Annotated in this window: 14 protein-coding genes and 2 pseudogenes; 7 read left to right on the top strand and 9 right to left on the bottom strand. The window is 70.1% G+C overall.

From position 1 onward, the window contains the following. Positions 1-297 precede the first annotated feature (297 nt). Together ACIQM3_RS20700 and ACIQM3_RS20695 are read left to right on the top strand one after the other, a co-directional pair. Positions 298-674: pseudogene (locus tag ACIQM3_RS20700) on the top strand (transposase); the annotation flags it as partial. Between the two features lie 276 nt (positions 675-950). Further along, entirely contained in the window at positions 951-1487 is a 537-nt protein-coding gene (locus tag ACIQM3_RS20695) for an NUDIX hydrolase family protein (protein WP_401626272.1), read from the top strand. A 155-nt stretch (positions 1488-1642) separates the two neighbouring features. Here ACIQM3_RS20695 and ACIQM3_RS20690 read toward each other — a convergent pair whose 3' ends face one another. Then, the gene (locus ACIQM3_RS20690) at positions 1643-2632 is read right to left on the bottom strand and encodes an ArsR/SmtB family transcription factor (RefSeq protein WP_401626269.1); all 990 of its coding nucleotides are present in this window, start codon (positions 2630-2632) and stop codon (positions 1643-1645) included. A 189-nt stretch (positions 2633-2821) separates the two neighbouring features. Next, positions 2822-3622, bottom strand: a complete 801-nt coding sequence (locus ACIQM3_RS20685) for a peptidoglycan DD-metalloendopeptidase family protein (RefSeq protein ID WP_401626267.1) — start codon at positions 3620-3622, stop codon at positions 2822-2824. Positions 3623-3853: 231 nt separating this feature from the next. On the opposite strand from ACIQM3_RS20685, the gene ACIQM3_RS20680 reads away from it, so the two are divergent. Together ACIQM3_RS20680 and ACIQM3_RS20675 are read left to right on the top strand one after the other, a co-directional pair. Next, positions 3854-5230 carry a hypothetical protein gene (locus ACIQM3_RS20680; RefSeq protein WP_401626265.1) on the top strand — a complete coding sequence of 459 codons (1377 nt, stop codon included), beginning with the start codon at positions 3854-3856 and terminating at the stop codon, positions 5228-5230. Positions 5231-5264: 34 nt separating this feature from the next. Further along, positions 5265-6545, top strand: a complete 1281-nt coding sequence (locus ACIQM3_RS20675) for a hypothetical protein (RefSeq protein ID WP_401626262.1) — start codon at positions 5265-5267, stop codon at positions 6543-6545. A 333-nt stretch (positions 6546-6878) separates the two neighbouring features. Here ACIQM3_RS20675 and ACIQM3_RS20670 read toward each other — a convergent pair whose 3' ends face one another. Both ACIQM3_RS20670 and ACIQM3_RS20665 read right to left on the bottom strand, forming a co-directional pair. Beyond that, entirely contained in the window at positions 6879-7943 is a 1065-nt protein-coding gene (locus ACIQM3_RS20670) for a fatty acid desaturase family protein (protein ID WP_401626259.1), read from the bottom strand. Positions 7944-8742: 799 nt separating this feature from the next. Beyond that, positions 8743-8967, bottom strand: a complete 225-nt coding sequence (locus tag ACIQM3_RS20665; RefSeq protein WP_401626257.1) for a hypothetical protein — start codon at positions 8965-8967, stop codon at positions 8743-8745. Positions 8968-9291: 324 nt separating this feature from the next. On the opposite strand from ACIQM3_RS20665, the pseudogene ACIQM3_RS20660 reads away from it, so the two are divergent. Together ACIQM3_RS20660 and ACIQM3_RS20655 are read left to right on the top strand one after the other, a co-directional pair. Next, positions 9292-9384: pseudogene (locus ACIQM3_RS20660) on the top strand (4a-hydroxytetrahydrobiopterin dehydratase); the annotation flags it as partial. A 37-nt stretch (positions 9385-9421) separates the two neighbouring features. Beyond that, positions 9422-10687: a DUF6357 family protein gene (locus ACIQM3_RS20655; RefSeq protein WP_401626254.1), complete on the top strand. Its 1266-nt coding sequence runs from the start codon at positions 9422-9424 to the stop codon at positions 10685-10687. A gap of 496 nt (positions 10688-11183) precedes the next feature. On the opposite strand, the gene ACIQM3_RS20650 is transcribed toward ACIQM3_RS20655, so the two are convergent. The 5 genes from ACIQM3_RS20650 to ACIQM3_RS20630 form a co-directional block, all read right to left on the bottom strand. Then, entirely contained in the window at positions 11184-11912 is a 729-nt protein-coding gene (locus tag ACIQM3_RS20650; RefSeq protein ID WP_401626252.1) for a glycosyltransferase, read from the bottom strand. Then, positions 11909-12526 carry a class I SAM-dependent DNA methyltransferase gene (locus ACIQM3_RS20645; RefSeq protein ID WP_401626250.1) on the bottom strand — a complete coding sequence of 206 codons (618 nt, stop codon included), beginning with the start codon at positions 12524-12526 and terminating at the stop codon, positions 11909-11911. The genes ACIQM3_RS20650 and ACIQM3_RS20645 overlap by 4 nt, the downstream gene beginning before the upstream one ends. Further along, positions 12523-13293, bottom strand: coding sequence for a PIG-L deacetylase family protein (locus tag ACIQM3_RS20640; RefSeq protein WP_401626247.1), 771 nt, complete (start codon positions 13291-13293; stop codon positions 12523-12525). The genes ACIQM3_RS20645 and ACIQM3_RS20640 overlap by 4 nt, the downstream gene beginning before the upstream one ends. Continuing rightward, positions 13290-14336: an acyl-CoA dehydrogenase gene (locus ACIQM3_RS20635; protein WP_401626246.1), complete on the bottom strand. Its 1047-nt coding sequence runs from the start codon at positions 14334-14336 to the stop codon at positions 13290-13292. Before ACIQM3_RS20635 ends, ACIQM3_RS20640 begins: the two co-directional genes overlap by 4 nt. Before the next feature lie 380 nt (positions 14337-14716). Further along, positions 14717-15385 (bottom strand): nitroreductase, encoded by a 669-nt coding sequence (locus tag ACIQM3_RS20630; protein WP_401626244.1) that lies wholly within the window; start codon positions 15383-15385, stop codon positions 14717-14719. A 146-nt stretch (positions 15386-15531) separates the two neighbouring features. Here ACIQM3_RS20630 and ACIQM3_RS20625 point away from each other — a divergent pair, with 146 nt between their 5' ends. Beyond that, on the top strand, positions 15532-16182 hold the full coding sequence (locus ACIQM3_RS20625; RefSeq protein WP_401626242.1) for an FMN-dependent NADH-azoreductase: 651 nt from the start codon (positions 15532-15534) through the stop codon (positions 16180-16182). Positions 16183-16229: the final 47 nt, after the last annotated feature.

Genomic DNA, 16229 nt, shown 5'->3' with positions numbered 1-16229 from the left:
ACGGACCCTCGACCGTCGTCACCCGCCACAGATGCCACGAAAGTGGCCGCCAGCCTCAACCTTCACAGGCAGTCCACTCATCCAAGAGCCCACCAAACACTCCCTCCGGGACAAAACGCTCTTTTACTGATCGTTTCATAATCAGGTTTCCTGATCGCCGATCCCTGTCAGCTGTCGAGACGCTGAAGGTCTGTACGGACTCGACAGAAGGGGCCGTCCCAGGCTCCCGACTGTCTGCTCTGACTCATCCGACGAGTTTGCCGGGTCAATCGGCCCACCTCAACGGGATCTTCCGCCTGGCGCGACGTGCCACGCCAGGAGGTGGGTTGCTCCGGAGTCACGGCGCCGTCCACGGGACTGGACCGAAGCCGGCGTCCGGCCCCGCCTGCACGTTGCGATTCTCACCGAACTGCGACGGCCTGGCTGCTGGAGTTGGACGACTGTGCCATCGACGGCTCGCACGCCCGGGCAGCGAGCAACACAGCATCGTCGACCGGCACGGCACACCGCTCGCGGTGTCACTGACCGGCGGCAACCGACACGATGTCACCCAGCTCATGCCGCTCGTTGACGCCATCCCTCCCCTACGTGGCCTGCGCGGACGGCCACGCCACCGCCAGCGGCGCCGGTACGCCGACCGCGGCTACAACCTCGACAAGTACCGGCGATTTCTACTTGAGCCCCGCTGCGTGGGTCGACCGGGCCGTGGCTTGCCAGCACCACTGGGGTGGCCTCGCACTGCCGCCGTCCCCGTTCCACGGACGCGGACTGCCCCGAGGGCTCCGCCACGGAGGGATCGGCCCCGGCGGATGGGTGGAATCAGTTCTCAGCCCTTGCGGGAACGGCACCTGCCACCGTCGTGGAGTATCAATGCAACCGAGTCCACGATCATTACCATGATCTCCGCCTGACCTGCACCAGAATCCCGGCCGGGTAAGTATGATCAAGCGATGTCTGACATGACGGAAACCACTCCCGGCTGGCTCACCACGGACGAACTGGACATGGCCAGGGCCCGGATGCCCGTCCTGTACGTCGAGGCCGTCCCGGTGCGGGTGGACGAGAGCGGCGACGTCACCAGCATCGGGCTGCTCCTCCGGATCGGCACCGACGGAACCATCAGCCGCGCCCTCGTATCCGGCCGCGTCCTGCACCACGAGCGAGTCCGTGACGCCCTGCTGCGCCATCTGGAGAAGGATCTCGGTTCGGTGGCCCTGCCGCGCGTCCCGGCCTCGCTGCAGCCCTTCACCGTTGCCGAATACTTCCCCACCGCGGGCGTCACCCCGTTCCACGATCCGCGCCAGCACGCGGTGTCCCTCGCATACGTCGTGCCGGTGACCGGGGATTGCCGCCCGCGGCAGGACGCACTGGACCTGGTCTGGTTCAGTCCGCAGGAGGCGGCCTCGCCGGCTGTGCAGAGCGAGATGCCGGGTGGCCACGGAGTGCTTCTGAAGCAGGCTCTGGCCCACATGGGACACGCCTACTGAAGGTTCTCGGGCGGCAGGCGCTCAACCCGGGTCCGCCCGCCCCAGCCGTAGGGGCCCTGCCTGAGGGCCGGAGGAGGATCAGGCGCGGCTTCGCTGGTCGGGTGGCCGCGCCCCGCCGCCTCCCTCCCCCTTCCCCGGACCGCCTGCACGGCGGCTCACTCCAGGACGCCCTCCAGCACCGCCCGGCCGAGACCCGTCCGATGGTGGAGCACCCGCACGCCCTGACGCTGCGAGAGCAGCAGTCCTGCCTCGCGGAGAACGGTGGCGTGCCGACTGGCCGTCGACGGCGCGAGGCGCAGCGCCGCGGCGATGTCCATCGTGGTCATCGGTCGGTCCAGCATCCGGAGGAGTTCGGCACGGGAGGCGCCGATGAGCTGCGCCACCGGGGCGTCCCCGCCGGAGCGGTTGCGTTCGAGCCAGCCGGGCGCGGGCGAGAGGGGGTGGACGAGGACCGGTGGCAGGTCTTCGTCGACGAGGGCGAGCGGGGCGCGTACGCAGAAGAAGGCTGGCACGAGCGTCAGCGTCCTGCCCCGCAGGCTCAGTTCACGCTCGACGGGATACGGGGCGCGCAGTCTCCCCTCCCGGTAGCGCCACCCGGGCAGTTGGTCGTATCCGGTGAGCAGGCCTTCCGCGCCGTGGCTGAGGACGGCCTGGGCGCGTACGGTCCGGTCGGCTGCCGCCTGCGCGCGTATCGCGGTGAGGTAGGGCTCGACGGCGACCTGATGGTAGGCGCGCAGGGCCCTTCCCAGGGCGCGCAGTGCTTTGGGGGATCCGTCGGCCAGCGTGCGCAGGCCGGCCGGGACAGGGCCTGCCGTGTGAGTGTGGAGCCGGGTGATCTCGGCGCGGAGGCGGTGTCGGGGGGTGGAGAGCAGCCGGTCGAGCCCGGTCTCCAGATCCGTGTCCCCGCGGCCGGGCGTGAGGAAGTCCGGGAAGTAGGAGCCGTCCGGGCAGAGTCGCGTCAGTGCGCGTGTCATGGGGATGAGGCCGGAGCGTCGCAGAGCCGCGCCCACTTCCCTGCGCCATGTCCCGAATGCGAGCGGCGCTTGGCGGTTCTGCAGGAGGTGCAGACTCAGCGCGGTCTCCCAGAGCGGGTCGACGCCGGACGCGACGCGTAAGCGGGCCAGTTCCTGGTTCGTGAAGTCCACCCGCAGCACGCCCACCCCCGGTGGTCACGGGCGCCGGTGGCGCCCGTCCAGCGAGACTCTACGCGCATCACGGAAATGACGCATGCATGCCAGAGTTGTGGTGAGGCCCGGCGACGGTTCGGCCGGAATGTGCGGTGGTCCGGCCGGAACTGCGCGCCGGCCGGACCACCTACGAGCGTCTGCGGTGGCTCAGCAGAGCGGGACGCCAGGCAGCTTCGCGTCCGGGTGATCGATGTAGATGTTGCTGATGAAGCCGTTCTGGTCACGCAGCTTGCTCCACCAGTTGTTGCTGTATCCCTCGGCGTTGACGGTGTCGCCCTGCTTCTGGCACACGACGCGCACAGCCGTCGGACCGGCGAGGGTGGTGACGACGGGCGCGCTGACGCGGGCGTCGGAACGGACATTCACCCCGCTGCCCCACGTGTTGAACGGGAGGCCGCTGCCGCCGCAGCCGTTGTCGCTGGTCAGGTATGCCTGGTTGTAGCTGCCTGGGTAGGAGAGGCCGGCACCGTTGATGACGATGTTCTGGCCCACCCCGTTGAGCAGTTGCTCGTAGTGGATGTGTGCCCCGGAGGAGTTGCCGGTGCTGCCGGTGACGCCGATCTGCTGCCCCTGGGCGACGGACGCGCCGCTGGGGACGGAGTAGGCGGAGAGGTGGAAGTAGTACGTCTTCCAGCCGCCGCCGTGGTCGATGGCCACGTAGTTGCCGGCACCGCTCGGCTGCGAGTAACGGGTCGCCGTGCCGGCTGCCGAGGCGAGCACCGGGGTGCCGGCCGTCGCACCGCCGTCGGAGCGCACGAAGTCCAGCGCCCGGCGCACTTCGGCCGAGTGGTGACTGTAGGTCCAGCGCTGGCCGCAGGGGTAGGGCGCCTTGAAGACGGGTGCGGCCGTGGCACCGGCCTCCCCCGCCTGTGCCGGGGCGACCGACAGTCCGGCCAGAGCCATCAAGGCGGCGACGAACAGAGCGGGAAGGCGTCTGAGGAACCTCACGATTGCTCCTAGGTGGGGAGGCGGCCCGGGCGGAGCCGGGTCGAGGCGCGGTGAGACGTCGGGAACGTAGCGAGGGCCCGTACCGCCGGCAAGGGTGCGCCGGGCTTCTTCGACCAGGGACGAATTGCTTGCACCTCCCGCACGGCCCGCACCACCGTGGCCTCCACGTGCCGCGGCGTCACCAGGCCGCCGGCCCCGGTGCGTCCGTGCCCCGAAGGAGCCCCGACTCCCATGCCTTCGCTCCGTGCCGCCCGGCTTCCGTCACTTCCCGGCGCCGCTCTCACCACTGCCGGGCTACTGCTCGCGCTGACCGGTTCAGCCCTTGCCGTACCCGTCGAGCAGGCCAACGCCACCGCCGCTCGACACGGTCCGTCCCCCGCCGCGTCCGTCGCCCTCCCGCCCGCTGTCCCCGCCATGGAGAATTCCGAGGCTGAGGGGGAGACGCAGGGAACGGAGGGCCGCACCGTCGTGGACATCCCCGCGGACGTCACGGCGGGCGTCGCGGTGTTCGACCGGCTCACCGGCCGCTTCACCGAGTCCCTCCAGGCGGACCGCCCCTTCCGTTCAGCATCCGTGGTCAAGTTGCTGCTCGCACTGGACTTCCTGTGGAACCGGGGCCCCGACTACGAGTTGCCGCAGGCGGACCGGGACCGGCTCGAGGCGATGCTGAGCAGGAGTGACGACGACGCCGCGAATCACTACTGGTCCGCGGGCAGCGGCAGCGCCGTGGTCTCCCGCATGGTGCCTCGTCTGGGGCTCACCGGTACGGCCCCGCCACCGGCCGGCTACCCGGGTTACTGGGGCTACACGGCGACCACCGCCGCGGACACCGTCCGCGTCTACCGCTACCTCCTGGACACAGCGCCGACGCCGGTCCGGGACCTCGTCATGGGCGCTCTGCACCGGTCCGAGAGGTGCGCCGCCGACGGCTTCGACCAGGGATTCGGGTTGCCTTCCGCGTTCGACGGGCCGGGGTCGGTCAAGCAGGGATGGTCCGGCTTCGCCTCAGGGGGCTGCATCTCCTCCGGGCCTCCGGCCGCCACGCCCGGCCGCGTCACGGGCGCGGGCCCCGGCACGTCCATGTCGGCAGACGGCATAGGAGGGCCCGGATCCCGAAGGACGTCCACCAGCGATGCGTCTCCCCCCGGGGGTTCCTCCGCCCCCGGGGGTTCCTCCGCCCCCGGGGTGGACCTGGCGTCCGACGCTCTGCACACCACCGGCACCGTGGGCCCTGACGACCGGACGGTGGTCGCCGTCCTCACCCTGCACCCCGACGGCACGCCGTACGGCACCGCGTACAGCAAGATCACCGCCCTCACCGGCTCCCTGGACGTCCCCGGGGCCGTCCGCCCCTCAGGCACCCGCTTCACCACCTGGGGCAGTGGTGTCCGTGTCCGCGCCTCCGCCACCACGTCCTCCGCCGCCCTCACGACTCTGCCCGCCGGGGTGGACGTCCTCGTCGGCTGCCAGCGGCAGGGCGGGCAGGTCTCGGTCCCGCCCTACGTCAACGACTGGTGGGCGTATCTGCCCCAGTACGGCGGCTGGATCACCAACATCTACATCACCTCTTCCGGTAACACGCTTCCGGGCGTGCCCGGTTGCTCGTAACCAAATTCTCTCTCCCCCCAGAAGGAGGCGCGCCATGCGCCGCGACCAGAGACCGAACGTCCCCACCGTCCGCTTCCGCCGAGGGACGGCTGTGGCCGTCTCCCTGCTGGCCGTCGTGGGTCTGACACTCACCGCCGGCCCTGCCGCCGCCCGCGACGCCGAGAACGGCGAAGGCCCGCTCGGGAGCATCAGCTGGCGGGCGGACCTGTCCGCGCCGACGACGGACGCGAGCAACGTCAGCCACACGGACGGCGGTCTGCGCCTGCGCGATCCCGGTCCGGCCCCTGCGTCCTCGCGCTCCGCCCGTGGCCACGGGACGGTTGTGCTGCCCGTACGCGTACTGGACCGCGCCGTCGACCTCCTCACCCCCGACCTCGAGGCCACCGTCCCTGCCGGAGCCGGGGTCGCCGTCGACGTACGCGGGCGTGACGGGCTGGGCCGGTGGACGGAATGGCGCGAGGCGCGCGCCGACGCCCCCGCCCTGCTCCCCCGGGCCGTCACCCGTGTGCAGACCCGGATCACCCTGAGCTCCGCGCCGAACGGCACCGCTCCGACCGTCAGCGCTCTGCGGCTGAGCGCCGAGCTCGGCGACACGCCGAAGGGGGCCGAAGCCGCGGAGGCCTTCACGACCAGCGTCTACGCAACCCGGGAGGGCCTGGTCGGCGGCACCACGGCGAACGGGCACGTGATCGTCCCGAACGATCACTTCGTGGCGCTGCCCTCCAGGCGCGGTCTCTCCCCGAAGGGTAGTGGGCAGTACTCGGTGCGCGTCTGCGGACCGGTGCGCTGCGAGACCGCGCCGGTGTGGGACGTCGGCCCGTGGAACACTCGCGACGACTACTGGAATCCGTCGTCCGTCCGCGAGACCTTCAAGGACCTGCCGCAGGGCAGGCCCGAGGCACAGGCCGCCTACCAGAACGGCTACAACGGCGGGCTGGACGGGTCGGGTCGCCGGGTGCTCAACCCGGCCGGCATAGACCTGGCCGACGGTACGTTCTACAACGTCGGCCTGAACAACAACGGCTGGGTCACCGTCACCTACCTGTGGACCGGCACCGGCGCTCCGACCACGTCGTTCCCGACCTGGGGCACCGCCGTCAACATCCGTCAGCAGCCCACCGGCGCGTCCACCCGCGTCGCCCAGCTCCCAGGCCCCACGACCGTGCGCGTGCAGTGCCAGGTACACGGCCAGCTCGTCGAGGCCGACGGCCACACCAACGACGCGTGGTCCTACCTGCCGGACTACGGCGGATACATCTCCAACATCTTCATCGACGTGGCCGACAGCTGGCTGCCCGGCGTTCCGAACTGCTGATCCGCCCGGCCGGATCTCACGGGCCCGCGCACCTGTGCGGGCCCGTGCGCGGCAGCTCAGCTCGGGTCGGCGCCCCCGTGCCCCGATGATCCGCTTCAGCTCCTTCGCGTTCCGCTCATCGACCTCGTGGGACCGCGGCTGGAACTGCGCCGGCGGCCGGCCGCCGACCTCTGCGGACGATGCTTCGCATACGTACACCGCGCGGTGATTCACGTCGCTCGCGAGACTTTGCCCGTCGAGGAGGGCCCTGATCTTGGAGCCGCGCTTCCTGCCGGTGGACGGTCTGCGACAGGCCTCATCAGGGGGCAGTCGGCACGTCCGGTGTCGACGGTCTCAGAGGGACTGTGACCGTTGCCGCAGCGGGCTGCTTGCCTGGTGCAGGCTCCTGAGCGCCTGTCCGTAGGAGGCGATGAGCGAGGTCTGAAGGTAGGCCACGCCCAGTTCCTCACAGTAGCGATGTACGAGAAGCTGCGCCTTGCGCAGATTCGGCGAGGGCATGCTCGGGAACAGGTGGTGCTCGATCTGGTAGTTCAGCCCACCCAGCACCACGTCCTTGAACCAGTTTCCGCGCACGTTGCGGGATGTGAGGACCTGACGGCGCAGAAAATCGGGTCGGTCGCCGCCGGTGAGCGTCGGCATCCCCTTGTGGTTCGGGGCGAAGATGGCCCCCAGGTAGACCCCGAACAGGCACTGGTGCACCACGAGAAACACCAAGGCCTTCCACGGAGAGACCACGAGGAACAGCGCACCGAGGTACAGGACGAAGTGAGCGACGAGCAGAGTTCCTTCGATCCGTCGCTGTTTGAGCGTACGGTCTGCCAGCGCCCTCAGCCCCGCGACGTGGAGGTTGAAGCCCTCGAGCGTCAGCAGCGGGAAGAAGAGATACGCCTGCACCCTGCCGAGCAGGCGGGGCAGACCGGTGGCCTTGCGAGCCTGGGCCTGGCTCCAGACCAGGATGTCGGGGGCCACATCGGGGTCGAGCTCTTCGTGGTTGGGGTTCGCGTGATGGCGGGAGTGCTTGTCCTGCCACCAGCCGTACCCCATACCGATCCCCATGTTGGCGGCCAGCCGCCCGATCAGCGCGCTCGAACGGCTGCGCCGGAATACCTGACGGTGACCGACGTCGTGCGCGACGAGAGCGACCTGGCCGAAAACCGCGGCGAGAAAGACGGCGGTGAGCAGCGTCCACCAACTGTCGCCGACCGTCACGAAAGCCAGCCAGCCCACAGCGTAGGCCGCGGTCACCAGCGCCATGCGCACGCCGTAGTAGAAGGGGCGACGCCGCATCAGTCCGGCGTCCTTGATCTGCTTGGAGAGTCGCGAGAAGTCACTGCCTGCGCGGTGTTCCCGAGTCGGTGCGATGGTGTCGCTCGCAGATTGCGTCGTGTCCATGGTCATCGTCGGTCCTGTCGTTCGCGGACAGAGCGGAGACAGGTGGTCGTCCGTAGACGACGAGTGGTCGGCATGATGCCTCATTTCCCGGCGCCGACCAGTACGCGAACGGCGTCACAACAGCACGTCGCGAACGGAATCGGGTCGGGGCGGTAGGGGGGGGTGAATCTATTACGCCGCGGTGGCCAAGTGTCCAGCAGATCGGTTCCACACGGTGCTGGCGCAGCACTGGGAATCACCGCGGGTCAGAGAATTTGGCGCGGACACCAGTACTTCCCCCAAAGTCCCGTCAGAGCAACCGTGGTCCGGGCATCCTGCCTTCAGGGTACACAACGCGGCGTAAGGGCCAGGTGTGGCCGGAACGCGACCGAGCCGGGGCCGCTCGCTGTCAGGCGGATCGCCGACGTGACGGCCCGACCACAGGCTCCGCCACACGACCGGTGGACCGGCCCGGACGGGGGCGCCCGTGCACTATACAGGCGGCAGTCTGAGGGGCAACCCGCCTGCCGGCGGCGGGTCTTGAGGTCGGCGGGCCGAGCAGGGCGCGCAGGAAGCGCATGGCGCGGGAGGGCGTCACGGAGTGCGGGGCCAGCCAGTCCTCAGGCGGGTGCAGGCGTGGTCGACCGGCGCGTGTCCGATGGCAAGGGCCCGGATGGCTTGTCTCTGCCATGGGTTTCGGGAGCCCTCATGGCGGCCGCCTTCGGGAGTCGGAGAGAAAACGACCAACTCACGGGCAGGGCGGGCCGCCACCATCAGGGTCGGCCCGGGGCTGCCCGTGCGGGCAGCCCCGGACGACGAAGGCCGGCTACACCTCGCCGGTGGCAAACAGCTCGAGATGCCCGCACTTGGGGCAGCGGAACGCCTCTATCTGCCGCCGGGTCCGGCCCATCCGCTTCGCACCCCCGAAAACTCCCCGCTCCAACGCACCCTCGATCCAGCGCGCGTACCCGCGCGAGTGCTCGCCGGCGTCCTCGACGAATCCATCAACCAGGCCGACAGTGCCGCAATGGGTGCACGTGTAGTTGTTCATCCCGCGAGTGTAGGAAACCGTGCGGCCACGACCACCCCGGCCCCTGACCGCCGGATCCTGTCCGGCTGGGCCACGGCATTCCCCTGCGGCCTCGCGGCATTCCGTCCGGCGACGACAGGGCCGCCGTCCTGACGCCGATTGACGGCGGTTGCGGACTCTCTGTTACGGGGCCGGACATCAGTAACTCTGTCGAGTGTCGAGCATGGCACCTGCGGGAGAACGCGAAACCTCGGTTGGGCGAGCGGCTGTCGAACTCGGGGAACCACCCAGCGCCTGCACGGTTCCACGATCGCGGTGCCCCAAGGCGGACGCGGATGATGCCCCGCCGGCCACCGGCTGACCGCAGCCGATTTCGACCTTGCCGCCCGCATCGATCAGACCGCCGCGGCCCACGGTGCGGAGTCCTTCGACGCCTGATTTCGAACGCACTCGTCCGATGGGGAACACTGAGTACATGAGAGACATCGTTTTCGCGCGCAAGAGCGGCTGGATTCCTGACGTGATCCGCGAGGACGGCGAGTTGAAACTGATGCTCGGTGCCGGGGCCGACGCCAACCATGCGCCTCGCACGTTCACGTTCTCGATCGGGGAAGCCCATCTTGCGGTGATTCGTGAGGACCTGGCCAGACACCTGCTGCTGTGGAGTGCGGTCCTTCCGCTGTGCGATGCCGCCGGTACCCGGGGCCGGCTCGACGAGGATGCCGCCGTCGCACTTTTGGACCCGATCCTCCTCTCCGCGCCCGCGGACGTCGACGCGTTCTTCCAGCGCATACGGTGGGACAAGGGTCGGCTCATTGCCCATGGAGCTGACATCGATCTGCTCGAGCGCGGTCAGGTCTGCGAGTCGATGCGCGCGGCGACAGAGACCTCCGACGGAGAACGAGCTCAGAAGTACCACGCGGACCGCCGACGCGCCGAGCGCGGAGCAGTACTCGGTCCACTCGACGCCGCGATTCTGATGTACACGGGCCAGTACCTGCACGGGTCGACGATTCCTGGGCGGAAGCCCGAGGCCGTCGCCCCCGCCCTGCTGACCGAGGTCATGCGTGTGATCGCCACCGCTGAGCAGTCGTGCGCGGGGATGCGGATCGGCCGCGATCCGCGACGGGGAAAGCGCGCAACGGACAAGCGCGACTGGGACCGGATGGCGAAGACGGTCGACGCGGCCGTGCGCCGTGCACACCCTGAGCTCGTCGACGACGCGGTGCGTACCGTGAGCTTCCTGATGTGTTCGGAGGCCGCGGACCGCTCCAGGAGCACGCCCATGGAGGAGGACGAGGAGGCTCCCGGCGACCGCGCCGACTTCGGCGAGAGTGCGAGAAAGACGATCCTGTCCTTCACCGACGACAAGGGCGTCGAGAAGAAGTGGCTCGCTGACAGCCCCCGCACTGCCACGGCGGAGTTCTGGGAGTTCGTCGGCGATCGCTCTGCCGCGGACAACGAAGTGTTCACCATCGAGGACGAGGAGATGGGCGAGGGGATCCAGCTCCACTTCTACGCGGATTCCATCGCCCGGATCACGACGGTGCACGCGGGTGGAGGGGGCGGGTCGGATCCGGAGTACCGGGTCGAGTACAGCCTGGTCGACGGGATCGGCGGATACCGGAACCTGGTGAGCGTCTTCGTCCGCGGCGGCTGCGCCGCACTCGAACAGCACGGCTCCTGGATGTCGGATGCCGCTGAGTTCGAGCGCGCACGCCGGCGGCGCGACGCCGAGTAGTCTCAGCGGGAGCCCGCGCACGCGCCCTGGGAAGGACCTGCGAAGAGCCGGTACCGGAGTCCGCGCGCCGGCCTGTGCAGCCAGTTGACTCGTGCGCATCGCTCGACCGGGAACCGGTTGGGCGCTTCTGCCGCTTCTGGGCCCCACCGGGTGCAACGGCCCGACGGAGTACTACATCCTCCTCGACAGTCGCCCCCTCGATGAGACCGATGAAGACCGGGACGAGTTCCTGCAACTGGTCCGCTCCCGCCGCCTCGAGGTCGTCGTTGCCCGGCCGGATCAGCCGCCTTCCCCGGCGGGAAGGCGGCTCTGCGTCGGAGACGAAGCGGGCTTCGCGGGGCGGCCGGCGTTCCAGGGTTCGGCGCCGGTCCACGTCACCGCGTGAACCGGTCCTGATCCTTGTGATCCCGTCAACACCGGCAGCCGCTGACGGACCAGCGGCTGAAGCGAGACGCCGGGTAACGACATGATGCCGTTCCCTCCGCTACGCCACATCTCAGTCGAACTGCCGTACGGGCTCGGCCAGCCGGCCCAGGTAATCGCCGTACCCGCCCCGGGCACGCGCGGTCAGGCGCGCGGAGGTGAGGACCGGGAAGCGTCTGGTGCGCAGGACGCGGTGGTCGCTCGCCTTCAAGGCAGCGACCAGCGCGTGGTCCTCACCTGTCGCCAGCGCAGGGTATCCCCCGCAGCGCAGGTAGGCGTCAGCCCGTACACCCAGGTTTGCACCGTGGACATGCGGATGGAGATCCGGCCGGCCGGGGTGGCGGCCGGCATCCTCGTACTCGCGCATGTGCCGACGGATCACGTCCGTGAGCGCCGGGTTCCATCCTTGCGGCCGGACGGTGCCCACCACCGCGTCCCAGCCCTCCTCGGCGCAGGCCCGCTGGTGGGCCAGCCAGCGGGTCGGGACTTCGCTGTCGGCATCGGTCGAGGCGATCCACACGGTGCTCGGTTCCAGGTCGAGGGTGCGCAGGGCCAGCGCCGCACCAGCGGCTCTGGCCCGCCCGGGGTTACGGGAGTCGAGCGGCGCGATCAGTGCGCCCGCCCGGCGCGCGACCGACTGAGTCGCGTCGGTGCAGGCATCCGCGGCGACGACCACGAGGACTCGGGTGGCGGCCAGGGCGGGGTGCCTGGCCGCCCGGGACACGGCGGCGAGGGCGGCGCCCAGCAGCACCTGCTCGTTGTGCGCGGGTATCACCACGGCCACGGCGGCGGCCCCTGTCACACGAGCCCCTCGAAAGCGGCGGGCGAGGCGGGTGCGGCCTCGCCGGGCAGGACCCGGCTGAAGGTCTGCAGGACGAAGTCCTCTTCCCGGTGATCGGCCCTCAGCAGCAGCCCGGGTTCACGGGCGAGGCGGTCGGCCAGCTGCGCGCCCGTGTGCAGGTGCTCGGGCACGGGGTGATTCCAGTGCACGGTGACCAGGGTCCCGCCCGGTTCGAGCGCGCCGGTGGCCCGTGACAGCAGTTCGTCCAGCCGGGGCTCGTCGAAGTAGTAGAGCAGCTCGGACAGCACGACGAGGTCGAAGCGCCCCTCGGGCCACTCATCAGGCACGGTGAGTCGGGCCACCTCCACCTGTTCGAGATCCGCGGTGCGCCGCCGGGTGGTGTCCACGGCGGAGGCGACCCGGTCGGCGGCGAGGAGTCGCTCACATCGTGGCGCCAGGAGTCGTGTCAACTGACCGACGGAGCATGCGGGTTCGAAGGCGTTACGGAAACGGGGCCTGGGCAGTGAGGCGAGGGTCAGCGCGTACTTGCGCTGCTCGTACCACCGCTCTTGAAGGTGCCAGGGGTCGTGCTCGCCCCGGTACATGTCCTCGAAGTATCCGGCGGGAGTGCTCACAGGAACACCACCTCGCGGGGGCGCAGATGGTGGGCGAGCTCCTCCGGCGGCAGGACTGCCGCATCCTCCGCTCCCGGCCCCAGGGGCCGGATCTGCGAGGCGAAGGCATCGACGGCGTGCCGCTTCCGGGCCTGGACCTCCGCGGGCAGGGTGAGCCGCGCCGCCCGTTCCCAGGGCACACGGGGATCCTCGGGGCGCGCCCAGTGCCACATCCAGACGGGGTATTCGACGAAGGGTGCGTCGGACTCGTGGGCCGCCGCCCGTGCCGCCCGCCCGGCCGCCTCGTGGTCGCTGTGCACGTCGGCGGTCCACGGAGCCGCGACCAGGACCGCTCCCGAGCACAGCTGCACGAGGGCCCGGCGTACCGCCTCCTCGTGGCGGTGCACACCGGAGTCGGGGACGTGCAGCCGTACGATCTCGGCGTCCCCCGCGCCGAGCCGTTCGAGAGCGGTCCGCGTCTCCTCGGCGCGGAGGCGGACGAGTTCGTGGGGGCGCACGACCCTGCTGTCGGGATGCGATCCCTCCCCGTCGGTCACGGACACCACGGTGAGACCGTGCCCGGTTGCGGCGAGCCGGGCCAGCGTGCCTCCGAGCCCCAGCACCTCGTCGTCGGGATGGGCGGCGACCACGACGACCCGGCCCCGGGGCGGCAACGGGAACTCACGCAGACTTTCCCAGCCCGGCCACGCCTCCCAGACGCTCTCGTCGGTACCGGGGGCCTGAATGGCGTCGGCGTAGGACGACGTGTCCTCGGTGCGCGTGCTCATTCCTCCTCCCGGCCGCTGACCAGGGCGCCGAGTTCGGCGAGGTTGCGCTCGGCGTGGTGCTGACGTACATAGACGGTCAGGTCGGCGACATCGCGCGCATGGCGTCGGTCGTGGCACAGGGGCCCCGCCCCGGTGGCCCGGCCCACATGCCCGAGCGTGCGGTCGCAGACGGCTTCGACGAATCCCCGTACGCGCAGGCTGCGCAGCCTGGCCTCACCCTTGGCGTCCAGGGGGTCGGCGTCGATCTCGGACGCCGCGGCCTCCAGGAGCAGACCGGCCGCCCGCAGGTCGATGTCCACGGCGCCGAGGTGTGCGTCGGTGTGCGGACCACCTCCGCGGTGTGCTGCGGCACGCAGGACGCGGGCGACAACACGCGCCCCGCCGAGCCAGCAGGCCGCCACCCCGATGCCACCGTGCTGGAAACCGGGCCGGTCCACATACCCCTCGACGCCCCCGACGGGTTCCGCGGCCGCCGAGTGGAAACGCACGTCCGGCGTGTCGGAGCCGGCCATGCCGAGCGCCTGCCAGCTGCCCTCCACCGGCTCGTACGTCCCCGCCGTCAGCGGTACGGCGAAGAGCCGCCGTCCGTCCTCGGCCCGGGCGGTGACAAGCGCGTGCGTACAGCTGTGCGCCCCCGAGCAGTACTGCTTGAGCCCGCTCACGCTCCAAAGTCCGTCGGCGTCCCGGACGGCGGAGAGCCCCTCGCCGGGGGGCTCGGCCGCCCACACCCCCCAGCGTCTGCCGGAGGCTGGGGCAGGGCCGCCCAGTTCGTCGAGGATCGCCAGCGCGTCGACGTGGCCCTCCACCAGCCGGGCGAGACACAGATCGTCCTCGGCCACGGCCCGCAGTGCGGCGAAGCGCTCGGCCGTCGCGCCGCTGCCCGGCAGCGGGAAGTTCAGGTCGCCCGCCTCGATCGCGGCAACCGCCGCGCTGAATCGCCCGGACGTCTCCGCCCGCAGGGCCCGGGCATCGAATTCATCGGCCTCCCCGGGCCGGGCCGGAGCGTCCGGCACGACGGGGCGCCGTACGGCATCCTCTGTCATTCGCGTGTCCTTCATCCATCCGGCCGGCCGCTTCATCCGTCCGGTCACCTGCGCTCACTCAGGTGCCCGGTGACGCGCGATTAAAGCCGAACCCATGAGAAACAGCGGCTCCGCGGGCGTCGATCACGTCGATGAGCCGAGTGCTGTTCCGGCCATGGCTCCACGACCGCCTCTCCGTGGCCCGGCGGCATGCGTACGCGCCGAAGGGGCCGCCGCGCCGTCCACAACAAGCGAAAGCTTCAGGGCACGGGGAGAAAATCCTGGCCTTCACAGAACCGCGGCACCGGACAACGCATCTTGCGGTCTGGATCGTTCACCCCTGGCGAGCGGAGAACCCGTACGCCTTCGCCGGAGCGGCCCCGGCGCCGTATCTGGAGGGTTCAGTTGCCACCGACGAACGTGACCGTCCGGTCGAGCGGCGCCCGGCCCGTACGGGCGTGATCGACCGTGGCGTCCTCGAATCCGATCGACATGCCACAGAAGAGGAGGAGCTCCTCCGGCGGGGACAATATCTCCGCTACGGTCCTGTGAAACTTCGCCCAAGCCATCTGCGGACAGCTGTGCAGGCCTTCGACGCGGAGCAGCAGCATGACGGTCTGCAGATACATGCCGACGTCGGACCACTGCGGCCGGCCCATGTTCCGGTCGATGTAGCAGAACAGGGCGGTGGGCGCGCCGAAGCAGTCCCAGTTCGCGGAGGCGGCCCTCTGACGCGCTTCTATATTCTCACGTGGAATGCCGAGCGCGCCGTAGCGCTGCTCGCCGAAGGCGGACCGGCGTTCACGGTAGGGGGACTTCAGGGTGGACGGGTATTGCTCGTACTCCGGCTCGTCGAAGGGGTCGCCTGCCGCCAGGCGCTCGCCGACACGCTTCTTGAGTACGGCCAGCGGGTCGCCTGCCAGGACGTAGGCGTGCCACGGCTGGATGTTCGATCCTGACGGCGTCCGAGCGGCGGTGGACAGCACGCGGTCCAGCGCTTCCTGAGGAACGTGCTGGTCGGTGAATCCGCGCACCGCCCGTCGGCTCGTGACCGCCTCGTAAACGTCCATGGTCGCCCTGGCTCCTCTGCTGCTCGACCCATTACTTCGTTACGAACAAGATAGTATCACTCGATACGGTATCGTGGTTGACTACTGACGGACGCGAACCTCGGTCCAAGATCCCGCCTCCGGCGCACCGCACCTTTGGAGAAGTCATGACCACGTTGCTCCACATCGACTCGTCCGTACTCCCTGGCGAGGCGTCCTCGTCCCGTTCCGTCACTGCTGCGTTCCGTGAGGCCTGGGAGGACCAGCACCCCGGAGGCACGGTGATCTACCGAGACATAGCCGCCTCCCCAGTCCCCCACATCACTGCCGACGCCTGGTCCGCCGGTCACGCCGTCGCGGCCGAGCGCACCCCACAGCAGGCCGCCGCGTTCTTCGGGCGTGTGGAGCTGATCGAGGAGCTGGAGCGGGCCGACGCCGTCCTGATCGGCGCCCCCATGTACAACTACTCGATTCCTTCGACCCTCAAGGCGTGGCTGGACAACGTCCTTCTGCTCGGCCGCACCGCGGGCGAGACCCCCTCCGCCCAGGGCACCCCGACCGTCGTCGTGGCAAGCCGCGGAGGCTCCTACGCGCCAGGCACCCCCCGGGAGGGCTACGAGTTCGTACAGAATTATCTGGAAGCCGTCCTCAAGGGCACCCTCGGCCTGGACCTCGACTTCATCGTCCCCGAACTCACCATGGCCCCCCGCAACCCGGCCATGTCCGAACTGGTCCCCCTGTACGAGACCTCCCGCGAGCGTGCCTTCGAGGAAGCGATCACCAAAGCCCGGGAACTCGCACAGCGCCTCCCCGTGTGAGCCGCAGACCGTGGTGTTGTGTTTTCGGCGCGCGGCGGAGTGACAAG

The organism is Streptomyces sp. NPDC091271, from assembly GCF_044757505.1.
In the GTDB taxonomy this organism is placed as follows: Bacteria; Actinomycetota; Actinomycetes; order Streptomycetales; family Streptomycetaceae; genus Streptomyces.
The sequence above is the reverse complement of the archived record's forward strand: the minus strand, read 5'-3'. Positions and strand labels throughout refer to the sequence as shown.

What these genes read in the sequence shown, in the direction of transcription:
- ACIQM3_RS20695 (WP_401626272.1), top strand. Translation starts at nt 951, where the DNA reads ATGTCTGACATGACGGAAACCACTCCCGGCTGGCTCACCACGGACGAA.
- ACIQM3_RS20680 (WP_401626265.1), top strand. Translation starts at nt 3,854, where the DNA reads ATGCCTTCGCTCCGTGCCGCCCGGCTTCCGTCACTTCCCGGCGCCGCT.
- ACIQM3_RS20675 (WP_401626262.1), top strand. Translation starts at nt 5,265, where the DNA reads ATGCGCCGCGACCAGAGACCGAACGTCCCCACCGTCCGCTTCCGCCGA.
- ACIQM3_RS20670 (WP_401626259.1), bottom strand. Translation starts at nt 7,943, where the DNA reads ATGACCATGGACACGACGCAATCTGCGAGCGACACCATCGCACCGACT.
- ACIQM3_RS20665 (WP_401626257.1), bottom strand. Translation starts at nt 8,967, where the DNA reads ATGAACAACTACACGTGCACCCATTGCGGCACTGTCGGCCTGGTTGAT.
- ACIQM3_RS20655 (WP_401626254.1), top strand. Translation starts at nt 9,422, where the DNA reads ATGAGAGACATCGTTTTCGCGCGCAAGAGCGGCTGGATTCCTGACGTG.
- ACIQM3_RS20640 (WP_401626247.1), bottom strand. Translation starts at nt 13,293, where the DNA reads ATGAGCACGCGCACCGAGGACACGTCGTCCTACGCCGACGCCATTCAG.
- ACIQM3_RS20635 (WP_401626246.1), bottom strand. Translation starts at nt 14,336, where the DNA reads ATGACAGAGGATGCCGTACGGCGCCCCGTCGTGCCGGACGCTCCGGCC.
- ACIQM3_RS20630 (WP_401626244.1), bottom strand. Translation starts at nt 15,385, where the DNA reads ATGGACGTTTACGAGGCGGTCACGAGCCGACGGGCGGTGCGCGGATTC.
- ACIQM3_RS20625 (WP_401626242.1), top strand. Translation starts at nt 15,532, where the DNA reads ATGACCACGTTGCTCCACATCGACTCGTCCGTACTCCCTGGCGAGGCG.